Source organism: Acidovorax sp. BL-A-41-H1 (assembly GCF_051942715.1).
The window spans coordinates 215,150-231,695 of sequence record NZ_JBPVJQ010000006.1 but is presented as its reverse complement, the minus strand read 5'-3'; the positions used below and the strand labels follow the sequence as shown (position 1 = coordinate 231,695).

Here is a 16,546-nt window from a genome sequence, read left to right as displayed (position 1 = left end):
ACGATGGCCACTGCGCCGCCCAGCGCCGCAGGCGCCGCTTCGTTAGCCGATGCGCCATTCGTGCGCATGTGGCGGGGCTTCCTCACCGGACGGGTGATGGTGGCCGTGGTGCTGCTGGTGCTGCAGGGCGTGGGCCAGGCCATGAACCAAACGAGCCAGTCGACGGTGCTGCTGGCATGCGGTATTTACCTGCTGGCCACCCTGCTGCTGCGCGTGCTGGCCAGCGACACCCCGCCAGCCCGCGGCGTCGGCCCGCAGTGGCTGACGTCGATCGGCATTGACCTGGCCGCCATCGCCACCCTGCAATTGCTGCAGGCGGGCTCCATGAACTACACGCCGCTGCTCGGGCTGCCCATCCTGATGGCAGCGGTCCTCGGCACCCTGACGCTGGCGCTGGGCACGACTGCAGCAGTCTCGCTGCTGTTGCTGGGCTGGGCCTGGTGGCTGGGCTACTCGGGCGCAGGAGACGACGCGTCGCGCTACCTGCAAAGCGCACTCACGGGTACGGGCTACTTCGTGGTCACCTATCTGGTGCACCAGCTCGCCACGCGCCTGGTGCGTGAGCAGCAGGTGGCTCAGCAAAGCCAGATCGCCGCGCGCGTGCAGACCCAGGTGAGTGCGCTGGTGATCCAGAACCTGACCGATGGCGTTCTGGTGGTGGACGAAAACGATGTAGTGCGCCTGGCCAACCCGGCCGGGCTGCAACTGCTAGGCAAAGCACCGCTGCCCGAACTGCCCTTTGCCCTGGCGTCCGAACCGGCCTGGCAACCACTGGTGCTGCTGGCACGCCGTACCTTTCGCCGCGAAGAGCCCCAGACGGCTGACGCAGACCTGCTCCACCCCGGCCAGAGCCCCATGGGCCTGCATGTGCGCACCTGGCTCACGGCCACGCGCGACGTGGCAGGACAGACGCAGACCGAGCGGCTTTGCGTGATGTTCCTGCACGACCTGCGCGAGATGGAAGCCCGCCTGCGTACAGAAAAGCTGGCGGCCATGGGCCGCATGTCGGCCGCGGTGGCCCACGAAATCCGCAACCCGTTGGCGGCCATCGTCCAGGCCAACGCGCTTTTGGAAGAAGACCTGACCGACCCGGCGCAAAAGCGGCTGGCGCACATGGTGCAACAAAACGCCGACCGACTGGCACGCATTGCCGAAGAGGTGCTGGACATTGCGCGCGTGCAGCATCAGATCAGCCACGCACCCGCATCGACGGTGCCGCTGGACGAGACGGTGGCCCAGATCTGGCAGGACTGGCAGGGCCAGGAGCCCGACCGCCGCCGGGCTGCCGTGACGCTGGAGGCGCCGGCGGCCCAGGTGGAGTTCGACTCCGAGCACCTGCGGCGCGTGCTGGTCAACCTGCTGGACAACGCCCTGCGCTACATGGGCAACGAGCCCGACTCGCTGCGCCTGACCACCCGGCTCCTGCCTACCGGCCAGGTACACCTTCAGGTGTGGAGCGACGGCGCGCCCATGGACAAATCCGTGGAGCGCCACCTTTTCGAGCCGTTCTTTTCGTCCGAAAGCCGCTCCAGCGGCCTGGGCCTGTACATCTGCCGCGAGCTGTGCCACCGGCACGGTGCCACTATCACCTACCAGCGCCTCGGACGCACGACCACGCGCGGCGAAATCGGCGGGAATGCGTTTACGGTAGCCTTTCGTCGGACCACCCGCCCCTCCGAATCGGCTACGCTGTTTGATACCTTCGTGGTCTGACCCGATTTGCCATGAACGCACCTGCCGCTTCCATTCTTGTTGTTGACGATGAACCCGACCTGCGCACGCTGTACGAACTGACACTGCTGCGCGAGGGCTACCGGGTCGAAACCGCTTCCAGCGTGCAGGAGGCTAGAGAGCAGCTGCGCAACCAGAAATTCGATGCGGTCATCACCGACATGCGCCTGCCCGACGGCTTTGGCATGGAATTGCTGCAGGACTTGCGGGACCAGCAGCGCCGCGAGCGCTGCGTCGTGATGACGGCCTATGGCTCGGCTGAGAACGCTGTGGAAGCCCTGCGCGCAGGCGCGTTCGACTACCTGACCAAACCGGTAGATCTCAAACAGTTCCGCTCCGTGGTGGCCTCTGCCATCCAGGGCAGTGGCGGGGTTCCTGCGCCCCGCGCGCTGCGCAGCGGCGGCAACCAGAGCCGCAATGGCGTAACGACCGGACCGGACGTGCTAGGCACCGCCCACGCGCTGAACCGGCTGGTGGGTGAATCCGAGGCCATGCAGAACGTCAAGCAGCGCGTGCTCAAGGTATCCCGGGGCATGGCGCCGGTGCTGATCCACGGCGAATCGGGCACCGGCAAGGAACTGGTCGCCCAGGCCCTGCATGCCTGCAGCCAGCGCGCCGACGGGCCGCTGGTGGCGGTCAACTGTGGCGCGATTCCCGAGAATCTGCTGGAAGCCGAATTCTTCGGCGCACGCAAGGGCTCGTACACCGGCGCGGCCCAGGACCGCGACGGCTACTTTCAGGCTGCGCGTGGCGGCACACTGTTTCTCGATGAAATCGGCGACCTTCCGCTGGCAATGCAGTCCAAGCTGCTGAGGGCCATCCAGGAGCGCAGTGTGCGACCGCTGGGCTCCACCCAGGAAGAAACGGTGGATGTGCGCATCGTGAGTGCCACCCACCGCGACCTTGCGGCCGATGTGCAGTCAGGCCGCTTTCGGCAGGATTTGTACTACCGATTGAACGTCATCGAGATCGTGATCCCTCCGCTGCGAGAACGGCGGGAGGATCTGCCTGCGCTGTGCACAGCCCTGCTCACCCGCATTTCCCAGGACTCGGGCATGCCGGCACCGGCACTCACCACGCGGGCGCTCGATGCAATAGCAGCCCACCCCCTGAACGGCAATGTGCGTGAACTGGAAAACCTGCTGCACCGCGCCGTGGCCCTCAGTGATGGGGACGAACTGCAGGTGGACTGCCCATCCGCATCGGCCGACGGGGGGAGCGCCCCTCGTTTTGCGCCCTCGGCCGCCACGCAAGGGCTGGCAACGCCAGCTGCCGCAGCGGGTGCAAACGCTTCCGGCGCGGGTTCGATGGCGGGCTACGCCACACCACAACCCAGCGCAGGCAGCACCGTGGCTCTGCCCAGCGACCTGCAGGCATGGCTCGACCAGCAGGAGCGTGACATTCTGGTGCGCGCGCTGCGGGAGGCAAATTTCAATCGCACGGCGACCGCAGCCCGCCTGGGCATCAGCCTGAGGCAGATCCGCTACCGCATTGCCCGGCTGAACATAGCTTTGCCAGGGGATCCGGATCCCAATGACGACGTCGGATAACGGCTTTGCGCCAGGCCCTGACGGGTGGGCCGGTGGCTGGTACGCGGATGCGACGCGGGTTGATTCACCCAACCATGGTCCGCGGCCCGCTGGCGCCACCATCGACCTGATCGTTGTGCATTCGATCAGCCTGCCACCCGGTGAATTTGGTGGCGATGGCGTGCGCAGGCTTTTCACCAACACGCTGGACTGGGACTCCCACCCCTACTTCAAGACCATCAGGGGACTGGAAGTGTCTGCTCACTTTTTCATCGACCGCAGTGGGCATGTGACGCAGTTCGTCGACTGCGACCGGCGCGCATGGCACGCAGGGGCCTCCAGCTATCGGGGGCGCCCGCAGTGCAACGATGATTCCATCGGCATCGAGCTCGAAGGCCTGGAGGGCATGCTGTTTGAAAGGCCGCAGTACGACACGCTGGTGCGGCTGTGCGATGCGCTTGCACAACGCTACCCCATCGGATACGTCGCGGGACACGAGCACATCGCACCAGGGCGCAAGCAAGACCCCGGAGAGGGTTTTGACTGGGCGCTACTGAAGCGGTTGTCAGGTTGGCCCGCAGGGTGCTTTCCCCCGGTACCTGCACACCACCCGCCAGCGCCAGCTGAATTCGCGTCGCGGTTACGCATCAGCCGCAAATAATTTACCGAGGCATCCCTTTTTCCGAGTCCAGATTTGACGCCGGTCACGGCGCCAAAACCCTTGGCGAGGGCTTATTTTTCGCGGGTATCGGGAGTCAACCCCGCATCCACAAAGGCTGCAAGCGGCACGCCCGCGGCACCGCCTGCAGGTCCTCTACAGCCGGTTTCATCTTTTGGCACTGTTTCGGGCGGTACACTACCGGTAGTGTCTTGAACACCATCCGCACACCATATATAGTGTGCAGCAGTTCAAGCCCCACCCCATCCCCCGGCGGCCCCTGCGGCCCGCCCCCCAGACAGCCCACAGAAGAGGAAACCCATGCAAGCTGCTATGAACACGCCTTCGCCATTGCACGAAAACACGGCACATCTGCCCACCGCGCAAGGCTCAACGCCTGCGGCCACGCCAGCCTTCGCGAACTACCAGATCATTCGCCGCAACGGCGCCGTGGTGCCGTTTGAGCCCCAGAAGATCGCCGTGGCCATGATGAAGGCGTTTCTGGCGGTGCATGGCACCCAGGGCGCAGCATCGGCCAGCGTTCGCGAGGTGGTGGACACCCTCACCCAGAACGTCGCCCGCGCACTGATGCGCTCGCGTCCTGGCGGCGGCACCTTCCATATTGAAGACGTGCAGGACCAGGTGGAACTGGGCTTGATGCGTGGCGGCCACCACGAGATCGCACGCGCCTATGTGCTGTACCGCGAGCGCCGCACCCAGGAGCGCGCACGCCAGTCCGAACAGCAGTCCCCCGCCGCACCCGCCCCTCTGCTACACGTGCTGGACCGCGGCGAGCGCGTCGCGCTGGACCTGAACCGTCTGCAAAGCCTGATCGAATCTGCCTGCGTGAACCTGGGCGCCGACGTCAAGGCCGACCCCATCGTTGCCGAAACCATGCGCAACCTGTACGACGGCGTCCCCATGGACGAGGTGTACAAGGCCTCCATCCTGGCCGCCCGCACGCTGATCGAGAAAGATCCCGACTACACCTACGCCACCGCGCGCCTGCTGCTGCACACGATCGTGCGCGAAGTGATCGGCCGCGACGTGGCCCAGGCCGATATGGGCCAGGCTTACCTGGATTACTTCCCGCAATTCATTCAGAAGGGCGTGGAAAACGACCTGCTGGACGAGCGCCTGCAACAGTACGACCTGCAGCGCCTGGGCGCAGCGCTCAAGGCCGACCGCGACCTGAAGTTCGATTACCTCGGCCTGCAGACCCTGTATGACCGCTACTTCCTGCACGTCAAGAAGACACGCATCGAGCTGCCCCAGGCATTCTTCATGCGCGTGGCTATGGGCCTGGCGCTGAACGAGGTCGACCGCGAAGCCCGCGCGATCGAGTTCTACGAAGTCCTGTCGTCCTTCGACTTCATGTCGAGCACACCCACCCTTTTCAACAGCGGCACCCTGCGTTCGCAGCTGTCGAGCTGCTACCTGACCACCGTGCCCGACGATCTGGACGGCATCTATGAGTCGATCAAGGAAAACGCGCTGCTGTCCAAATTCGCGGGCGGCCTGGGCAATGACTGGACGCGCGTGCGTGCCCTTGGCAGCCACATCAAGGGGACCAACGGCGAATCGCAGGGCGTGGTGCCGTTTCTCAAGGTGGTGAACGACACCGCCGTGGCCGTGAACCAGGGCGGCAAGCGCAAGGGCGCTGTCTGCACCTACCTGGAAACCTGGCACCTGGACATTGAAGAGTTTCTGGAGTTGCGCAAGAACACCGGCGACGACCGCCGCCGTACGCACGACATGAACACGGCCAACTGGATCCCTGATCTGTTCATGCGCCGCGTGATGGAAAAGGGCACATGGACGCTGTTCTCGCCCTCGAACGTGCCCGACCTACACGACCTGTTCGGCGCTGACTTCGAGAAGGCCTATGTGGCCTACGAAGAAAAAGCTGCCCGCGGTGAGATCAAGCCATCCAAGACGGTGCAGGCCACCGACATGTGGCGCAAGATGCTCACCATGCTGTTCGAGACCGGTCACCCCTGGATCACGTTCAAGGATGCCTGCAACGTGCGCTCGCCCCAGCAGCATGCAGGCGTAGTGCACTCTTCAAACCTGTGCACCGAGATCACGCTCAACACCAGCGACACCGAAACCGCCGTGTGCAACCTCGGCTCGGTCAACCTGCTGCAGCACATCAAGGACGGCCAGATCGACCACGACAAGCTCAAGCGCACCATCACCGTGGCCATGCGCATGCTCGACAACGTCATCGACATCAACTACTACGCCGTGAAGAAGGCGCGTGACTCCAACCTGCGCCACCGTCCTGTGGGGCTGGGTGTGATGGCCTTCCAGGACAGTCTGTACGAGTTGCGTATTCCTTACGCATCGCAGGAGGCTGTGGAATTTGCCGACAAGTCGATGGAAGCCATCTGCTACTACGCGTACTGGGCTTCGACCGAACTGGCCCGTGAGCGCGGCAAGTACTCCAGCTACAAGGGCTCGCTGTGGGACCGCGGCATCCTGCCTTTCGACACGCTGGACATGCTGGCCGATGCCCGTGGCGGGTATGTCGAAGTGGACCGCTCGTCCACCCTTGACTGGGACGCCCTGCGCAAGAAGATCGCGCAGGACGGCATGCGCAACTCCAACTGTGTGGCTATTGCCCCCACTGCCACCATCTCCAACATCATCGGCGTCGATGCATCGATCGAACCCTCGTTCGGCAACCTGTCGGTCAAGTCCAACCTCTCGGGCGAGTTCACGGTGATCAACGGCGGGCTGGTGCGCGACCTCAAGCGCCTGGGCCTGTGGGACGACGTGATGATCATGGACCTCAAGCACTTCAAGGGTTCGCTGCACCCGATCGACCGTGTTCCGGCCGACATCAAGGCGCTGTACTCCACCGCCTTCGAAGTCGAAGCACAGTGGCTGGTCGAGGCCGCCTCGCGTCGTCAAAAGTGGATCGACCAGGCGCAGAGCCTGAACATCTACATGGCCGGTGCCTCCGGCAAAAAGCTCGACGACACCTACAAGCTCGCGTGGATCCGCGGCCTCAAGACGACGTACTACCTGCGCACGCAGAGCGCCACGCACGTGGAGATGAGCACCGTGAACACGCGCCAGCTCAACGCTGTTTCGTCGGGCAGCGACTCAGGCGCAGCGATGTCTGCGGCACCTGCCAAGGCCCAGCCAAGTGCCATGGAAGCAGCGGCTGCAGCAGCCGCTGCGCAGGCCGTTGCTTTGCCCGCAACCGACATCAAGTTCTGCGCCATCGATGACCCCACTTGCGAGGCATGCCAGTAACCTGATCCCTTGCGACGCCTCGGCCTGTCCGAGGCGTCGTCGATGTGCTGTGAAGCAACAAAAACGTTGCTGGATAACGCTTTGATGCTTTCCTTTTCGCAGCACTGCTTTCATAATCCGAACACTGGAAAATCTATGTTGACCTGGGACGAAGAAGTCAAGCCCTCATCGCAAAATCAACTGGACGGCGCTCTGCAAAATGATCGCCTGGCGGGACAGCCGCCCCTCGCTTTCCAGCCTGCCTCATCCCCGGTACCCAGTGCAGTTGCAGCCCCGACGGCCGCTGCTGCACACCGCCGTGTGAACGCTGCCGACAAGCGCATCATCAACGGCCAGACCGACGTGAACCAGCTGGTTCCGTTCAAGTACAAGTGGGCATGGGAGAAATATCTGGCCACCTGCGCAAACCACTGGATGCCGCAGGAGGTCAACATGACGCGCGACATCGCGCTGTGGAAAGACCCGAACGGTCTCACCGATGACGAGCGTCGCATCATCAAGCGCAACCTCGGCTTCTTCGTGACGGCTGACTCGCTGGCGGCCAACAACATCGTTCTGGGTACCTACCGCCACATCACGGCGCCCGAGTGCCGCCAGTTTCTGTTGCGCCAGGCGTTCGAGGAAGCCATCCACACGCATGCGTACCAGTACATCGTGGAATCACTCGGCTTGGACGAAAGCGAGATTTTCAACGCGTACAACGAAGTCCAGTCGATCCGCGACAAGGACGAGTTCCTGATCCCTTTCATCGAAGCGATCATGGACCCGAACTTCAACACGGGCACACCCGAGACAGACCAGACGCTGCTGAAGTCGCTCATCGTCTTTGCCTGCCTGATGGAAGGCCTGTTCTTCTACGTCGGCTTCACGCAGATCCTCGCCCTGGGCCGCCAGAACAAGATGACGGGCGCAGCAGAGCAGTACCAGTACATCCTGCGCGACGAATCGATGCACTGCAATTTCGGTATCGACCTCATCAACCAGCTCAAGCTGGAGAACCCGCACCTGTGGACGGCAGAGTTCAAAGCGGAGATCAAGGCGCTGTTCCTCAAAGCCGTCGAGCTGGAATACCGCTACGCGGAAGACACCATGCCCCGCGGCGTGCTGGGCATGAATGCCTCCATGTTCAAGGGATACCTGCGCTACATCGCCAATCGTCGCGCCACGCAGATTGGCCTGGAAACACTTTTCCCCAACGAGGAAAATCCGTTTCCGTGGATGAGCGAAATGATTGACCTGAAGAAGGAACGCAACTTCTTCGAGACCCGGGTCATCGAGTATCAATCCGGTGGTGCGCTGTCCTGGGACTAGCGCCTTTCTTGCATCACACCACCATGGATTTCTCCACCCACCTTCCACATGAAAAGACGCTGAATGGCGCCGGAAGCCGGGTGGTCCCCTGTTCATGGGGATGGAATTTCATCCATCCCCATGGATCGCTGTCTGTCCACTGTAGACAGGGAGTGCTCTTTGCAAATTGACCCAAGGAGAACATGATGGCAACTGCGAAAAAGACCGCCGCTAGCAAGGCAACACCCGCGAAGAAGGCTGCACCCGCCAAGAAGGCAGCTGCACCTGCAAAGAAGACTGCACCCGCTAAGAAGGCAGCTGCACCTGCAAAGAAGGCTGCGCCCGCTAAGAAGGCAGCTGCACCTGCAAAGAAGGCTGCGCCCGCCAAGAAGGCAGCTGCACCTGCGAAGAAGGCTGCACCCGCCAAGAAGGCAGCTGCACCTGCAAAGAAGGCTGCGCCCGCCAAGAAGGCAGCTGCACCTGCAAAGAAGGCTGCGCCCGCCAATAAGGCAGCTGCACCTGCAAAGAAGGCTGCACCCGCCAAGAAGGCAGCTGCACCTGCGAAGAAGGCTGCGCCCGCCAAGAAGGCCGTAGCTGCAAAAAATACGGCCCCAGCCAAGAAGGCCTCCGCGCCAGCGAAGAAGGCTGCTCCTGCCAAGAAGGCAGCTGCTGCAAAGAAGGCCAGCCCATCCAAGGCAGCCCCAGCCAAGAAGGCAGCTCCGGCCAAGAAGGCCCCCAAGGCCCCTGCCCCTGCGGCCGCTCCTGCAGCACCCGCAGCACAGACCACGCTCAACCCCCAGGCAGCATGGCCATTCCCGACGGGCAACAAGCCCTGATTGGAGTTCGCGTCGTGCTCAAACCCGGTACCCTGGTACCGGGTTTTTTTATGGCCGCAAGATGATCGCGACCGCGCTGGCTTTGAGACGGCAGTACGAGCCAAAGGGGGATGCCAGCGGCGGTTGGCAGGACGCAAGCCGACAGCGCGTTGGCGGATGCCGCCATAGCCCGGTGCAAGCCAACAATTGCGCACACGCGGAATTCACCAGCCCAACCGCCCGCGCCCGAAGGAACTATTTCGAACCAACTCCTGGGCACTGCATCGACGTGCCACGCGGCCAGCAGCGCTAACGAGTCATGCGCTCCCACCAGTTCCCAGCACCAGATCTGCGCACGCGCAAGCGGATCAGGCAGGGTCGAAGTCGAGGGTGTAGTTCTGCGGCCCGCGCTGCGCGATCTTCAATGCGCCGACGCGGTTTCCCAGCTCGGCACAACGCACCAGAGGCCATCCCTTTTCGAGGCCGAAGAGCAGTGCCCCACGCCAGGCATCGCCACAACCAGTCGGATCCACTACCTGTGCAGGCGCCACGGGCGGCACATGCGTTCGCGCGCCATGCACCCACACTTCGCAGCCTTCCGCGCCCAGCGTCACCACCAGCCCATCGACCTTGCGCGAGATTTCTTCCAGCGACCAGCCCGTGCGGTCGCACAGCATCTTGCCCTCGTAGTCGTTCACCGTGACCCAGGAAGCCTGCTCGACAAAACGGCCCAATTCTTCCCCGTTGAACATGGGAAGGCCCTGACCGGGATCGAACACGAACGGAATCCCAGCCGCCACGAACTGCGCGGCATGCTCCAGCATCGCGTCGCGGCCATCAGGCGAAATGATTCCGACCTTGACACCGGGATCGCCCTCAATGCGGTTCGCATGGGCCTGCATCATCGCCCCGGGGTGAAATGCGGTGATCTGGTTGTTGTCACGGTCGGTCATGATCATCGCCTGCGCGGTGTACGTGTCGGCCACCTGCCCCACATGGCGTGTGCTGATGCCCAGCGTTTCGAGGCGCTGTACGTACTCGCCACCATCGCTGCCGAGCATGGCCATGGGCAGCGGTTCTCCGCCGAGGAGCTTGAGGCTGTAGGCGATGTTGCCGGCGCATCCGCCAAAGTCGCGCCGCAGCGATGGCACCAGAAACGACACGTTCAGGATGTGGAGCTGGTCAGGCAGGATCTGCTCCGCAAACCGGCCCTCAAAAGTCATGATCGTGTCGAACGCGAGAGAACCGCAGATGAGGGCTGCCATAGTTTGGGGTGCAATCAGGTGGATGAATGAAAGAGGTCAGGGATAGAACGCAAGCAGCCGGTAACCCGCCACACGCGCCCCCCCGGTGGTAACCACCACCGATACGGACGTGCCCCATTCCCCGCGCGCAGGCATTTCTGCAGGCGCGCCCATGTCGTTGGGCAAAAGGATGCGTCGCAGCACGGGCTGGTCCTGGGCATCGGTGAGGGTCAGCTCCATTGCAGGCATGGCAAGCGGGATGGGCGCCTGGTTCTTCAGGGTGAGGTTCAGCAAATAGCTGTCTCCCCGCGCCTTGTTGAAGGAAGAGCTGTCGATCACCACATCGGCGATCTGGCGTCGGGGCGCAAGCTCGCAGCCCATGGGCTCGCAAAGCATGACCAGCCATGGACGCAAACGCGGCTCGGTAGCGGCAATCCGGTCGCGCTCCTGGACAGCCACCTGAGCGGCAAGCCCCGCCAGCAGCCCCAGCAACAACAAGACCAGCAGCGTACGCACCAGTGGCCGCCGCCAAAACGCCTTGCGCCGCGCCGCGCGGACAAAGCTTACCTCGGGCTCCGGCTCGGGCAGTGCATCGTCCTCGTCCCTGTCTTCCTCTTCCGCTTCCTTGTCCCTGTCGTATTGCGAGCGCTTGGCAGCTTCGACGACCTGTGCAGGCAAGCTTTCCATGTCGGGCAGCTCGGCGGCAGGCGTTCCAGCAGGGCTGGGACCCGAATCCGTGGGCGACGGGCCCTTGGGGCCTTCCCGCACAGCCTTGATCTCCTCGGCAAGACCTGACGATGATGGACCCGTATCCTGCCCGCCTGCCGTGCCAAGGGGGTGGACCGGTGCCGCGTCGGCCTGCGACGCGCGCGTGCGAACAGGCAACTCGAGTGGTGGATAGGGGGCTTGGTCGGTGTCCGCCGCTGCAAGGCCACCCGATTTCGCAGGCGACGTCAGGGACAGGTCTGGAAGGCCGTCTGCCTCCTCTGCGTCCCGAAGGTCAGCAGAGGGCAGTTCGTATCCGCCGCCGGACGCGGAAGGCGTCGCTGGCGACCATGGCGAGGTCAACGCGGCATCCGCACGGCGTTCCAGCGGTGCGGGCCCGCTTGCAGGCGCGCCAAAAGCCGGCGTGTGCAATTCCGTGGCTGCAGCTTCGGGAGGCTCGGTCGATGCAGCAGGCGCAGCGGGGCTCCCGATTGATCCCGCACGAGGCATGCCAGAGTCCGCCATGGACGACAGCGTGCCCTGACCCTGCCGTTCTGCTCGCCAGCGAAAAGGCGTGGCTGGTTCCAGCGACAGGTCTGTGCTTTTCGGCGGCGTAGCCGAGGCAGCCAGAAACGCAGGGACTGTGGGCTCCGGGACATCCATCGGCGCCGCAGCATGGGCCGGGGCGAATGCATCCAGTGCGCTGAGAACTGCTGACTCCCGACCCGGCTGCGGACGACCTTGCCCGGCCGGCCGACCGGCACCTTCAGCGGGCACAACCGGCACTGCCACGGCCGCCGTCTGTTTGATGTCCTGCTCCAGTGCGGGCAAGGGCGATGGCGACTGCGAGGCCCCGTCGCGCGCACCGCGCGATGCCAAACCCGAAGCGGAGGACGGCGCGGCGCCTGCACCCCACGCCTTCTCCACAGGCTTGCGGACCACCGGCGCTGGCGGAGGGCGCACGTCCGCCATGGAAACGTCCGGCAGCAACGGCGGCGCGGCGGAAGCCAGCAGGTGTGCCGATGCATCGAACACTTCCTTGCATTGACCGCAACGCACCCAGCCCTCCGAAATGCGGAGCTGGTCCGCCACGACCTTGAACGTGGTGGCACAGGCCGGGCAGCGGGTAATCTGGCTCATCAGCGAGGCATTGTAGGTTCGCGGTGGTTCGCGCCCGTGGCGGGTTTGCCCAGGTTCACCGCCGGGCGGTCATCAGGATCCAGCCGTCTTCCGCGTCAGCGACCTCCAGGGCCACCCAGGGTGCATAGGCAGCCTTCAACTCGTCCGCCTGCCGCTCCAGGATGCCCGCCATCACCAGCGACCCGCCGGGCGCCACGTGGTTGCACAGCAGCGGAGCCAGCACGCGCAGCGGGGTCGCCAGGATGTTGGCCAGCACGGTCTGGTACTCGCCGGAGGCCTTGTCGGGGAGGCCGGCGCGCAGCTGCACATCGTTGGCCTGGGCGTTCAGAAGGGTCGACTCCACTGCCGCGGGGTCAATGTCCACCGCATCGATATCAGTCGCACCAAACTTGGCTGCGCCTATGGCCAGAATGCCCGAGCCGCAGCCGTAATCCAGCACCCGGCCCAGCGGGTTGCTGCCCGGCGCCGTGGCGCCGTTCCGGGCAATCCAGCGCAGGCACATGCGCGTGGTGGGGTGGGTGCCCGTGCCGAACGCGAGTCCCGGGTCCAGCCGGATGCTGCGCACGGCCTGCGCCGGAAGTTCGTGCCAGGTCGGCACGATCCAGAAATCGGGCGTGATATCAACCGGCGCAAATTGCGACTGCGTGAGCCGCACCCAGTCCTGCTCGGCCACCGGCGCCATTCCCAGCACCTCGCAACCGGCAAAGAAGTCCTGCACCACCAGCAGTGTGCGGGCCTCGGTGGCCGCGGTTTCGGACGGGAACAGGGCCACGACCCGGCTGCGCTGCCAGCCATCTTTGGGCGGGGGCATGCCGGGTTCGCCAAACAGCGCCCGCTCGGCGTCCGTCTGCGCATCTGCATCCTCGACCGAAACGCTCAGTGCATCCAGCGCGTCCAGCGCGTCGCTGACTTCTTCGATCCGGTCCTCGGGGCACATCAGGCTCAGCTCAAACATGGCAGCAACTCCTGGAGAAAAAAATGAATGCTGGCATCCGTTGCCAGATGCCAGCATATGAGGGGATAGCGCGGGCGCAGGCCCTTCGCTCAACGCTTGTGCTGCGACAGCCACTCTTCCAGGTAGTGGATGTTGGTGCCGCCAGCCATGAACTTGGCATCCACCATCAGCTCGCGGTGCAGCGGAACGTTGGTGTTGATGCCTTCGATGACCGTTTCAGACAAGGCCGTGCGCATCCGCGCCAGCGCCTGCTCGCGCGTATCGCCATGCACGATGATCTTGCCAATCATCGAGTCGTAGTTGGGCGGCACGAAGTAGTTGGTGTACGCATGCGAATCCACACGCACGCCGGGGCCGCCCGGTGGATGCCAGGTGGTGATCCGGCCTGGTGACGGGACGAACTTGTACGGGTCTTCCGCGTTCACCCGGCACTCGATGGCATGGCCGCGGATCTCGATCTGGCGCTGGGTGAAAGGCAGCTTCTCACCCGCCGCCACCATGATCTGCGTCTTCACGACGTCCACGCCGGTGATCATTTCGGTCACGGGGTGCTCCACCTGCACGCGGGTGTTCATCTCGATGAAGTAGAACTCGCCGTTTTCGTACAGGAACTCGAACGTACCCGCGCCGCGGTAGCCGATCTTCTTGCAGGCTGCCACGCAACGCTCGCCGATCTTCTCGATCAGCTTGCGCGGAATGCCCGGAGCCGGCGCTTCCTCGATGACCTTCTGGTGGCGGCGCTGCATGGAGCAGTCGCGCTCGCCCAAGTACACCGCATTGCGGTGCTTGTCGGCCATGATCTGGATTTCAATGTGGCGCGGGTTCTGGAGGAACTTCTCCATGTACACAGCCGGATTGCCAAACGCAGCGCCCGCTTCGGCCTTGGTCATCTGCACGGCGTTGACCAGGGCTGCCTCGGTGTGCACCACGCGCATGCCGCGGCCACCGCCGCCGCCTGCGGCCTTGATGATGACGGGGTAACCCACGGCCTTGGCAATGCGCCGGATCTGTACCGGGTCATCGGGCAGCTCGCCCTCAGAGCCCGGCACGCACGGCACGCCCGCGCGTATCATGGCCTGCTTGGCCGACACCTTGTCGCCCATGATGCGGATCGACTCTGGCGTGGGGCCGATGAACTGGAAGCCGCTCTTTTCCACGCGCTCGGCAAAGTCGGCGTTCTCGCTCAGGAAGCCGTAACCGGGGTGGATGGCTTCGGCATCCGTCACCTCGGCGGCCGAGATGATGGCCGGCATGTTGAGGTAGCTCAGGGGCGACGGGGCGGGCCCGATGCACACGGCTTCTTCTGCCAGCTTGACGTATTTGGCGTCGCGGTCGGCTTCGGAATAGACCATCACGGCCTTGACCCCGAGCTCCCGGCACGCGCGCTGAATCCGCAGAGCGATCTCTCCGCGATTCGCAACAAGAATCTTTTTGAACATGAGCGCCTTACTCGATGACGAACAGCGGTTGTCCGTACTCCACGGCCTGGCCGTTTTCGCCCAGGATGCGCGTCACCGTGCCGGACTTGTCGGCCTCGATTTCGTTCAGGATCTTCATGGCTTCGATGATGCAGATCGTCTCGCCTTCCTTCACCTGGCTACCCACCTCGACAAACGCCTTGGCGCCGGGGCTGGAAGAACGGTAGAAGGTGCCCACCATGGGCGACTTGACGATATGGCCTGCGGGTGCGGCAGCGGCAGGCGCCGGGAGTTCGGCCACGGGCGCTGCGGCGGGGGCCGCTGCGGGCGCAGGTACCGGGGCGGGCATGTATTGCTGAACCACCGCGCCGCCGCTCTTGACAATGCGGACCTTGCCCTCGGCCTCCGTGATTTCGAGTTCGGAGACGTTCGATTCAGAGACGAGGTCGATCAGGGTTTTGAGTTTTCGCAGATCCATGGAAGCTCCAGCAGCTATAAAACTGAACAGGGCGCGAATTTACTCCAATTTCACCCTATCCACTCCAAACTGCGGGAATTTTCGCGAACTCCACCAAACGACATCACAGAACAGGAAAGGAATGAAGCAAGAGCGTCAGCCCAGCTTGGCCCATTGCTGCAGGTCGTCAGCGGTGATTTGCCCCATTTTACGATGCAGTACGCGGCCGTTGGCACCCAGCACCACCGTAAACGGCAGCCCACCGGTGAGATTGCCCAGCGTGCGGCTCAGATCGGTACCGCCCAGGCCCGCCATGCCGACAGGAAAGTCAAGCGGGATGCGCGTGAGGAACTTTCGCACAGCCGAAGGCTGATCGATGGCCAGGCCCACCACCTGCCAGCCCCGGGCCTTGTGGTCGCGATAGAAGGCGTTGAGCATGGGCAACTCTTCCACACAAGGCGGGCACCACGTCGCCCAGAAATTGAGCAACAAGGGCTTGCCCGACAGTGACTGCATGGCCAGCGAACCGCCTTCGGGCCGGTCGAACTCCAGCCCCCACAGGGCCTGCTCGGCGCCGGGCTCCATGGCGTGCGGCTGGTATTTCCACCACGCATAGCCTGCACCACCGAGAGCGGCGAGCCCGGCCACACCGGCGTACAACGCGCGCCGGCGGGTAGCCGAAGGCGCTGCGGAATCACGAGAAACGGGATCAGGTTCCACAGAAGACGTCATGGATCAATATTTTCCTGAAGCAGCCGCTGAACGGCAGGGATATCGCCGCGGGGCGCACGGCCCTTGGCATCCGGGCGCAAGGCCCCGCGCAGGTCGTCAAGGTCATACACCATCAGGTGGACCCCGATCATTTCGTTGAGCTCGGGCGATTTGCTACCCAGGCTCAGCGCCTCGACGGGTTCACCGCGAAAACCGGTCACCGTGCGGGGCTCGTAATCGACGTTGTGGTCAATCAGCGCAATTTCGGCCGACTTGGGGTCATCGCAAAACAGCTGGATATAGATATCGGAAAGGCGCGTGGCGGTGCCGTGCCACACCGCGCCCGCCAGGTGGGGGCGAAACGCTGACATCCGCTGCATCCACACCAGCGCCAGCTGCCGTAGGGCACGCAGTTCCCGCGGCTGGGTGTCGGCACAGAAAAGATCGATGTACTCACGCACCGCGTCTTCCACCAGATCGTTGTCGGGCAGGGGCGTGCGGGCAGGCAACCCCAGCTGGCGCACGGCCCGGCGCTTGGCCGGTCCCCATTCGAGCCCCTCTTCCACCACCAGCCGCGCGGTCGTGTGGGCGATCTCTTCGATCAGGGGGGTGGACATGGGTTGGAGGTG

Annotated in this window: 13 protein-coding genes; 6 read left to right on the top strand and 7 right to left on the bottom strand. The window is 64.0% G+C overall.

Annotated features, from left to right (window positions below):
• The first annotated feature begins 3 nt into the window (after positions 1-3).
• The 6 genes from ACTPOI_RS14220 (at position 4) to ACTPOI_RS14195 (ending at position 9,308) form a co-directional block, all read left to right on the top strand.
• The gene (locus tag ACTPOI_RS14220) at positions 4-1,713 is read left to right on the top strand and encodes a two-component system sensor histidine kinase NtrB (protein WP_440109869.1); all 1,710 of its coding nucleotides are present in this window, start codon (positions 4-6) and stop codon (positions 1,711-1,713) included.
• An 11-nt stretch (positions 1,714-1,724) separates the two neighbouring features.
• Positions 1,725-3,281 (top strand): sigma-54-dependent transcriptional regulator, encoded by a 1,557-nt coding sequence (locus ACTPOI_RS14215; protein ID WP_440109867.1) that lies wholly within the window; start codon positions 1,725-1,727, stop codon positions 3,279-3,281.
• The gene (gene ampD, locus ACTPOI_RS14210) at positions 3,265-3,921 is read left to right on the top strand and encodes a 1,6-anhydro-N-acetylmuramyl-L-alanine amidase AmpD (protein ID WP_440109865.1); all 657 of its coding nucleotides are present in this window, start codon (positions 3,265-3,267) and stop codon (positions 3,919-3,921) included. The genes ACTPOI_RS14215 and ampD overlap by 17 nt, the downstream gene beginning before the upstream one ends.
• 318 nt (positions 3,922-4,239) lie before the next feature.
• Positions 4,240-7,182, top strand: coding sequence for a ribonucleoside-diphosphate reductase subunit alpha (locus tag ACTPOI_RS14205; protein ID WP_440109863.1), 2,943 nt, complete (start codon positions 4,240-4,242; stop codon positions 7,180-7,182).
• A gap of 135 nt (positions 7,183-7,317) precedes the next feature.
• On the top strand, positions 7,318-8,493 hold the full coding sequence (locus ACTPOI_RS14200) for a ribonucleotide-diphosphate reductase subunit beta (RefSeq protein WP_440109860.1): 1,176 nt from the start codon (positions 7,318-7,320) through the stop codon (positions 8,491-8,493).
• A 185-nt stretch (positions 8,494-8,678) separates the two neighbouring features.
• Complete coding sequence (locus tag ACTPOI_RS14195) at positions 8,679-9,308, top strand: histone (protein ID WP_440109858.1); 630 nt, start codon at positions 8,679-8,681, stop codon at positions 9,306-9,308.
• Between the two features lie 347 nt (positions 9,309-9,655).
• Here the strand turns inward: ACTPOI_RS14195 and ACTPOI_RS14190 are convergent, their stop codons facing one another.
• The 7 genes from ACTPOI_RS14190 to ACTPOI_RS14160 form a co-directional block, all read right to left on the bottom strand.
• Positions 9,656-10,552: a carbohydrate kinase family protein gene (locus ACTPOI_RS14190; protein ID WP_440109856.1), complete on the bottom strand. Its 897-nt coding sequence runs from the start codon at positions 10,550-10,552 to the stop codon at positions 9,656-9,658.
• A 36-nt stretch (positions 10,553-10,588) separates the two neighbouring features.
• Positions 10,589-12,376 carry a DUF3426 domain-containing protein gene (locus tag ACTPOI_RS14185; RefSeq protein WP_440109853.1) on the bottom strand — a complete coding sequence of 596 codons (1,788 nt, stop codon included), beginning with the start codon at positions 12,374-12,376 and terminating at the stop codon, positions 10,589-10,591.
• Positions 12,377-12,431: 55 nt separating this feature from the next.
• On the bottom strand, positions 12,432-13,331 hold the full coding sequence (gene prmA / locus ACTPOI_RS14180) for a 50S ribosomal protein L11 methyltransferase (protein WP_440109851.1): 900 nt from the start codon (positions 13,329-13,331) through the stop codon (positions 12,432-12,434).
• Between the two features lie 89 nt (positions 13,332-13,420).
• Entirely contained in the window at positions 13,421-14,770 is a 1,350-nt protein-coding gene (accC, locus tag ACTPOI_RS14175) for an acetyl-CoA carboxylase biotin carboxylase subunit (RefSeq protein WP_069104882.1), read from the bottom strand.
• A 7-nt stretch (positions 14,771-14,777) separates the two neighbouring features.
• Positions 14,778-15,227 (bottom strand): acetyl-CoA carboxylase biotin carboxyl carrier protein, encoded by a 450-nt coding sequence (accB, locus tag ACTPOI_RS14170; RefSeq protein ID WP_440109849.1) that lies wholly within the window; start codon positions 15,225-15,227, stop codon positions 14,778-14,780.
• Positions 15,228-15,362: 135 nt separating this feature from the next.
• Positions 15,363-15,938, bottom strand: a complete 576-nt coding sequence (locus tag ACTPOI_RS14165) for a TlpA family protein disulfide reductase (protein ID WP_440109847.1) — start codon at positions 15,936-15,938, stop codon at positions 15,363-15,365.
• On the bottom strand, positions 15,935-16,534 hold the full coding sequence (locus ACTPOI_RS14160; RefSeq protein ID WP_440109845.1) for a hypothetical protein: 600 nt from the start codon (positions 16,532-16,534) through the stop codon (positions 15,935-15,937). Before ACTPOI_RS14160 ends, ACTPOI_RS14165 begins: the two co-directional genes overlap by 4 nt.
• Positions 16,535-16,546 lie beyond the last annotated feature (12 nt).

Coding starts and splice junctions, on each gene's coding strand:
- ampD (WP_440109865.1), top strand. CDS start 3,265: ATGACGACGTCGGATAACGGCTTTGCGCCAGGCCCTGACGGGTGGGCC.
- ACTPOI_RS14220 (WP_440109869.1), top strand. CDS start 4: ATGGCCACTGCGCCGCCCAGCGCCGCAGGCGCCGCTTCGTTAGCCGAT.
- ACTPOI_RS14195 (WP_440109858.1), top strand. CDS start 8,679: ATGGCAACTGCGAAAAAGACCGCCGCTAGCAAGGCAACACCCGCGAAG.
- ACTPOI_RS14185 (WP_440109853.1), bottom strand. CDS start 12,376: ATGAGCCAGATTACCCGCTGCCCGGCCTGTGCCACCACGTTCAAGGTC.
- ACTPOI_RS14165 (WP_440109847.1), bottom strand. CDS start 15,938: ATGACGTCTTCTGTGGAACCTGATCCCGTTTCTCGTGATTCCGCAGCG.
- ACTPOI_RS14215 (WP_440109867.1), top strand. CDS start 1,725: ATGAACGCACCTGCCGCTTCCATTCTTGTTGTTGACGATGAACCCGAC.
- ACTPOI_RS14200 (WP_440109860.1), top strand. CDS start 7,318: ATGTTGACCTGGGACGAAGAAGTCAAGCCCTCATCGCAAAATCAACTG.
- ACTPOI_RS14160 (WP_440109845.1), bottom strand. CDS start 16,534: ATGTCCACCCCCCTGATCGAAGAGATCGCCCACACGACCGCGCGGCTG.
- accB (WP_440109849.1), bottom strand. CDS start 15,227: ATGGATCTGCGAAAACTCAAAACCCTGATCGACCTCGTCTCTGAATCG.
- prmA (WP_440109851.1), bottom strand. CDS start 13,331: ATGTTTGAGCTGAGCCTGATGTGCCCCGAGGACCGGATCGAAGAAGTC.
- accC (WP_069104882.1), bottom strand. CDS start 14,770: ATGTTCAAAAAGATTCTTGTTGCGAATCGCGGAGAGATCGCTCTGCGG.
- ACTPOI_RS14205 (WP_440109863.1), top strand. CDS start 4,240: ATGCAAGCTGCTATGAACACGCCTTCGCCATTGCACGAAAACACGGCA.
- ACTPOI_RS14190 (WP_440109856.1), bottom strand. CDS start 10,552: ATGGCAGCCCTCATCTGCGGTTCTCTCGCGTTCGACACGATCATGACT.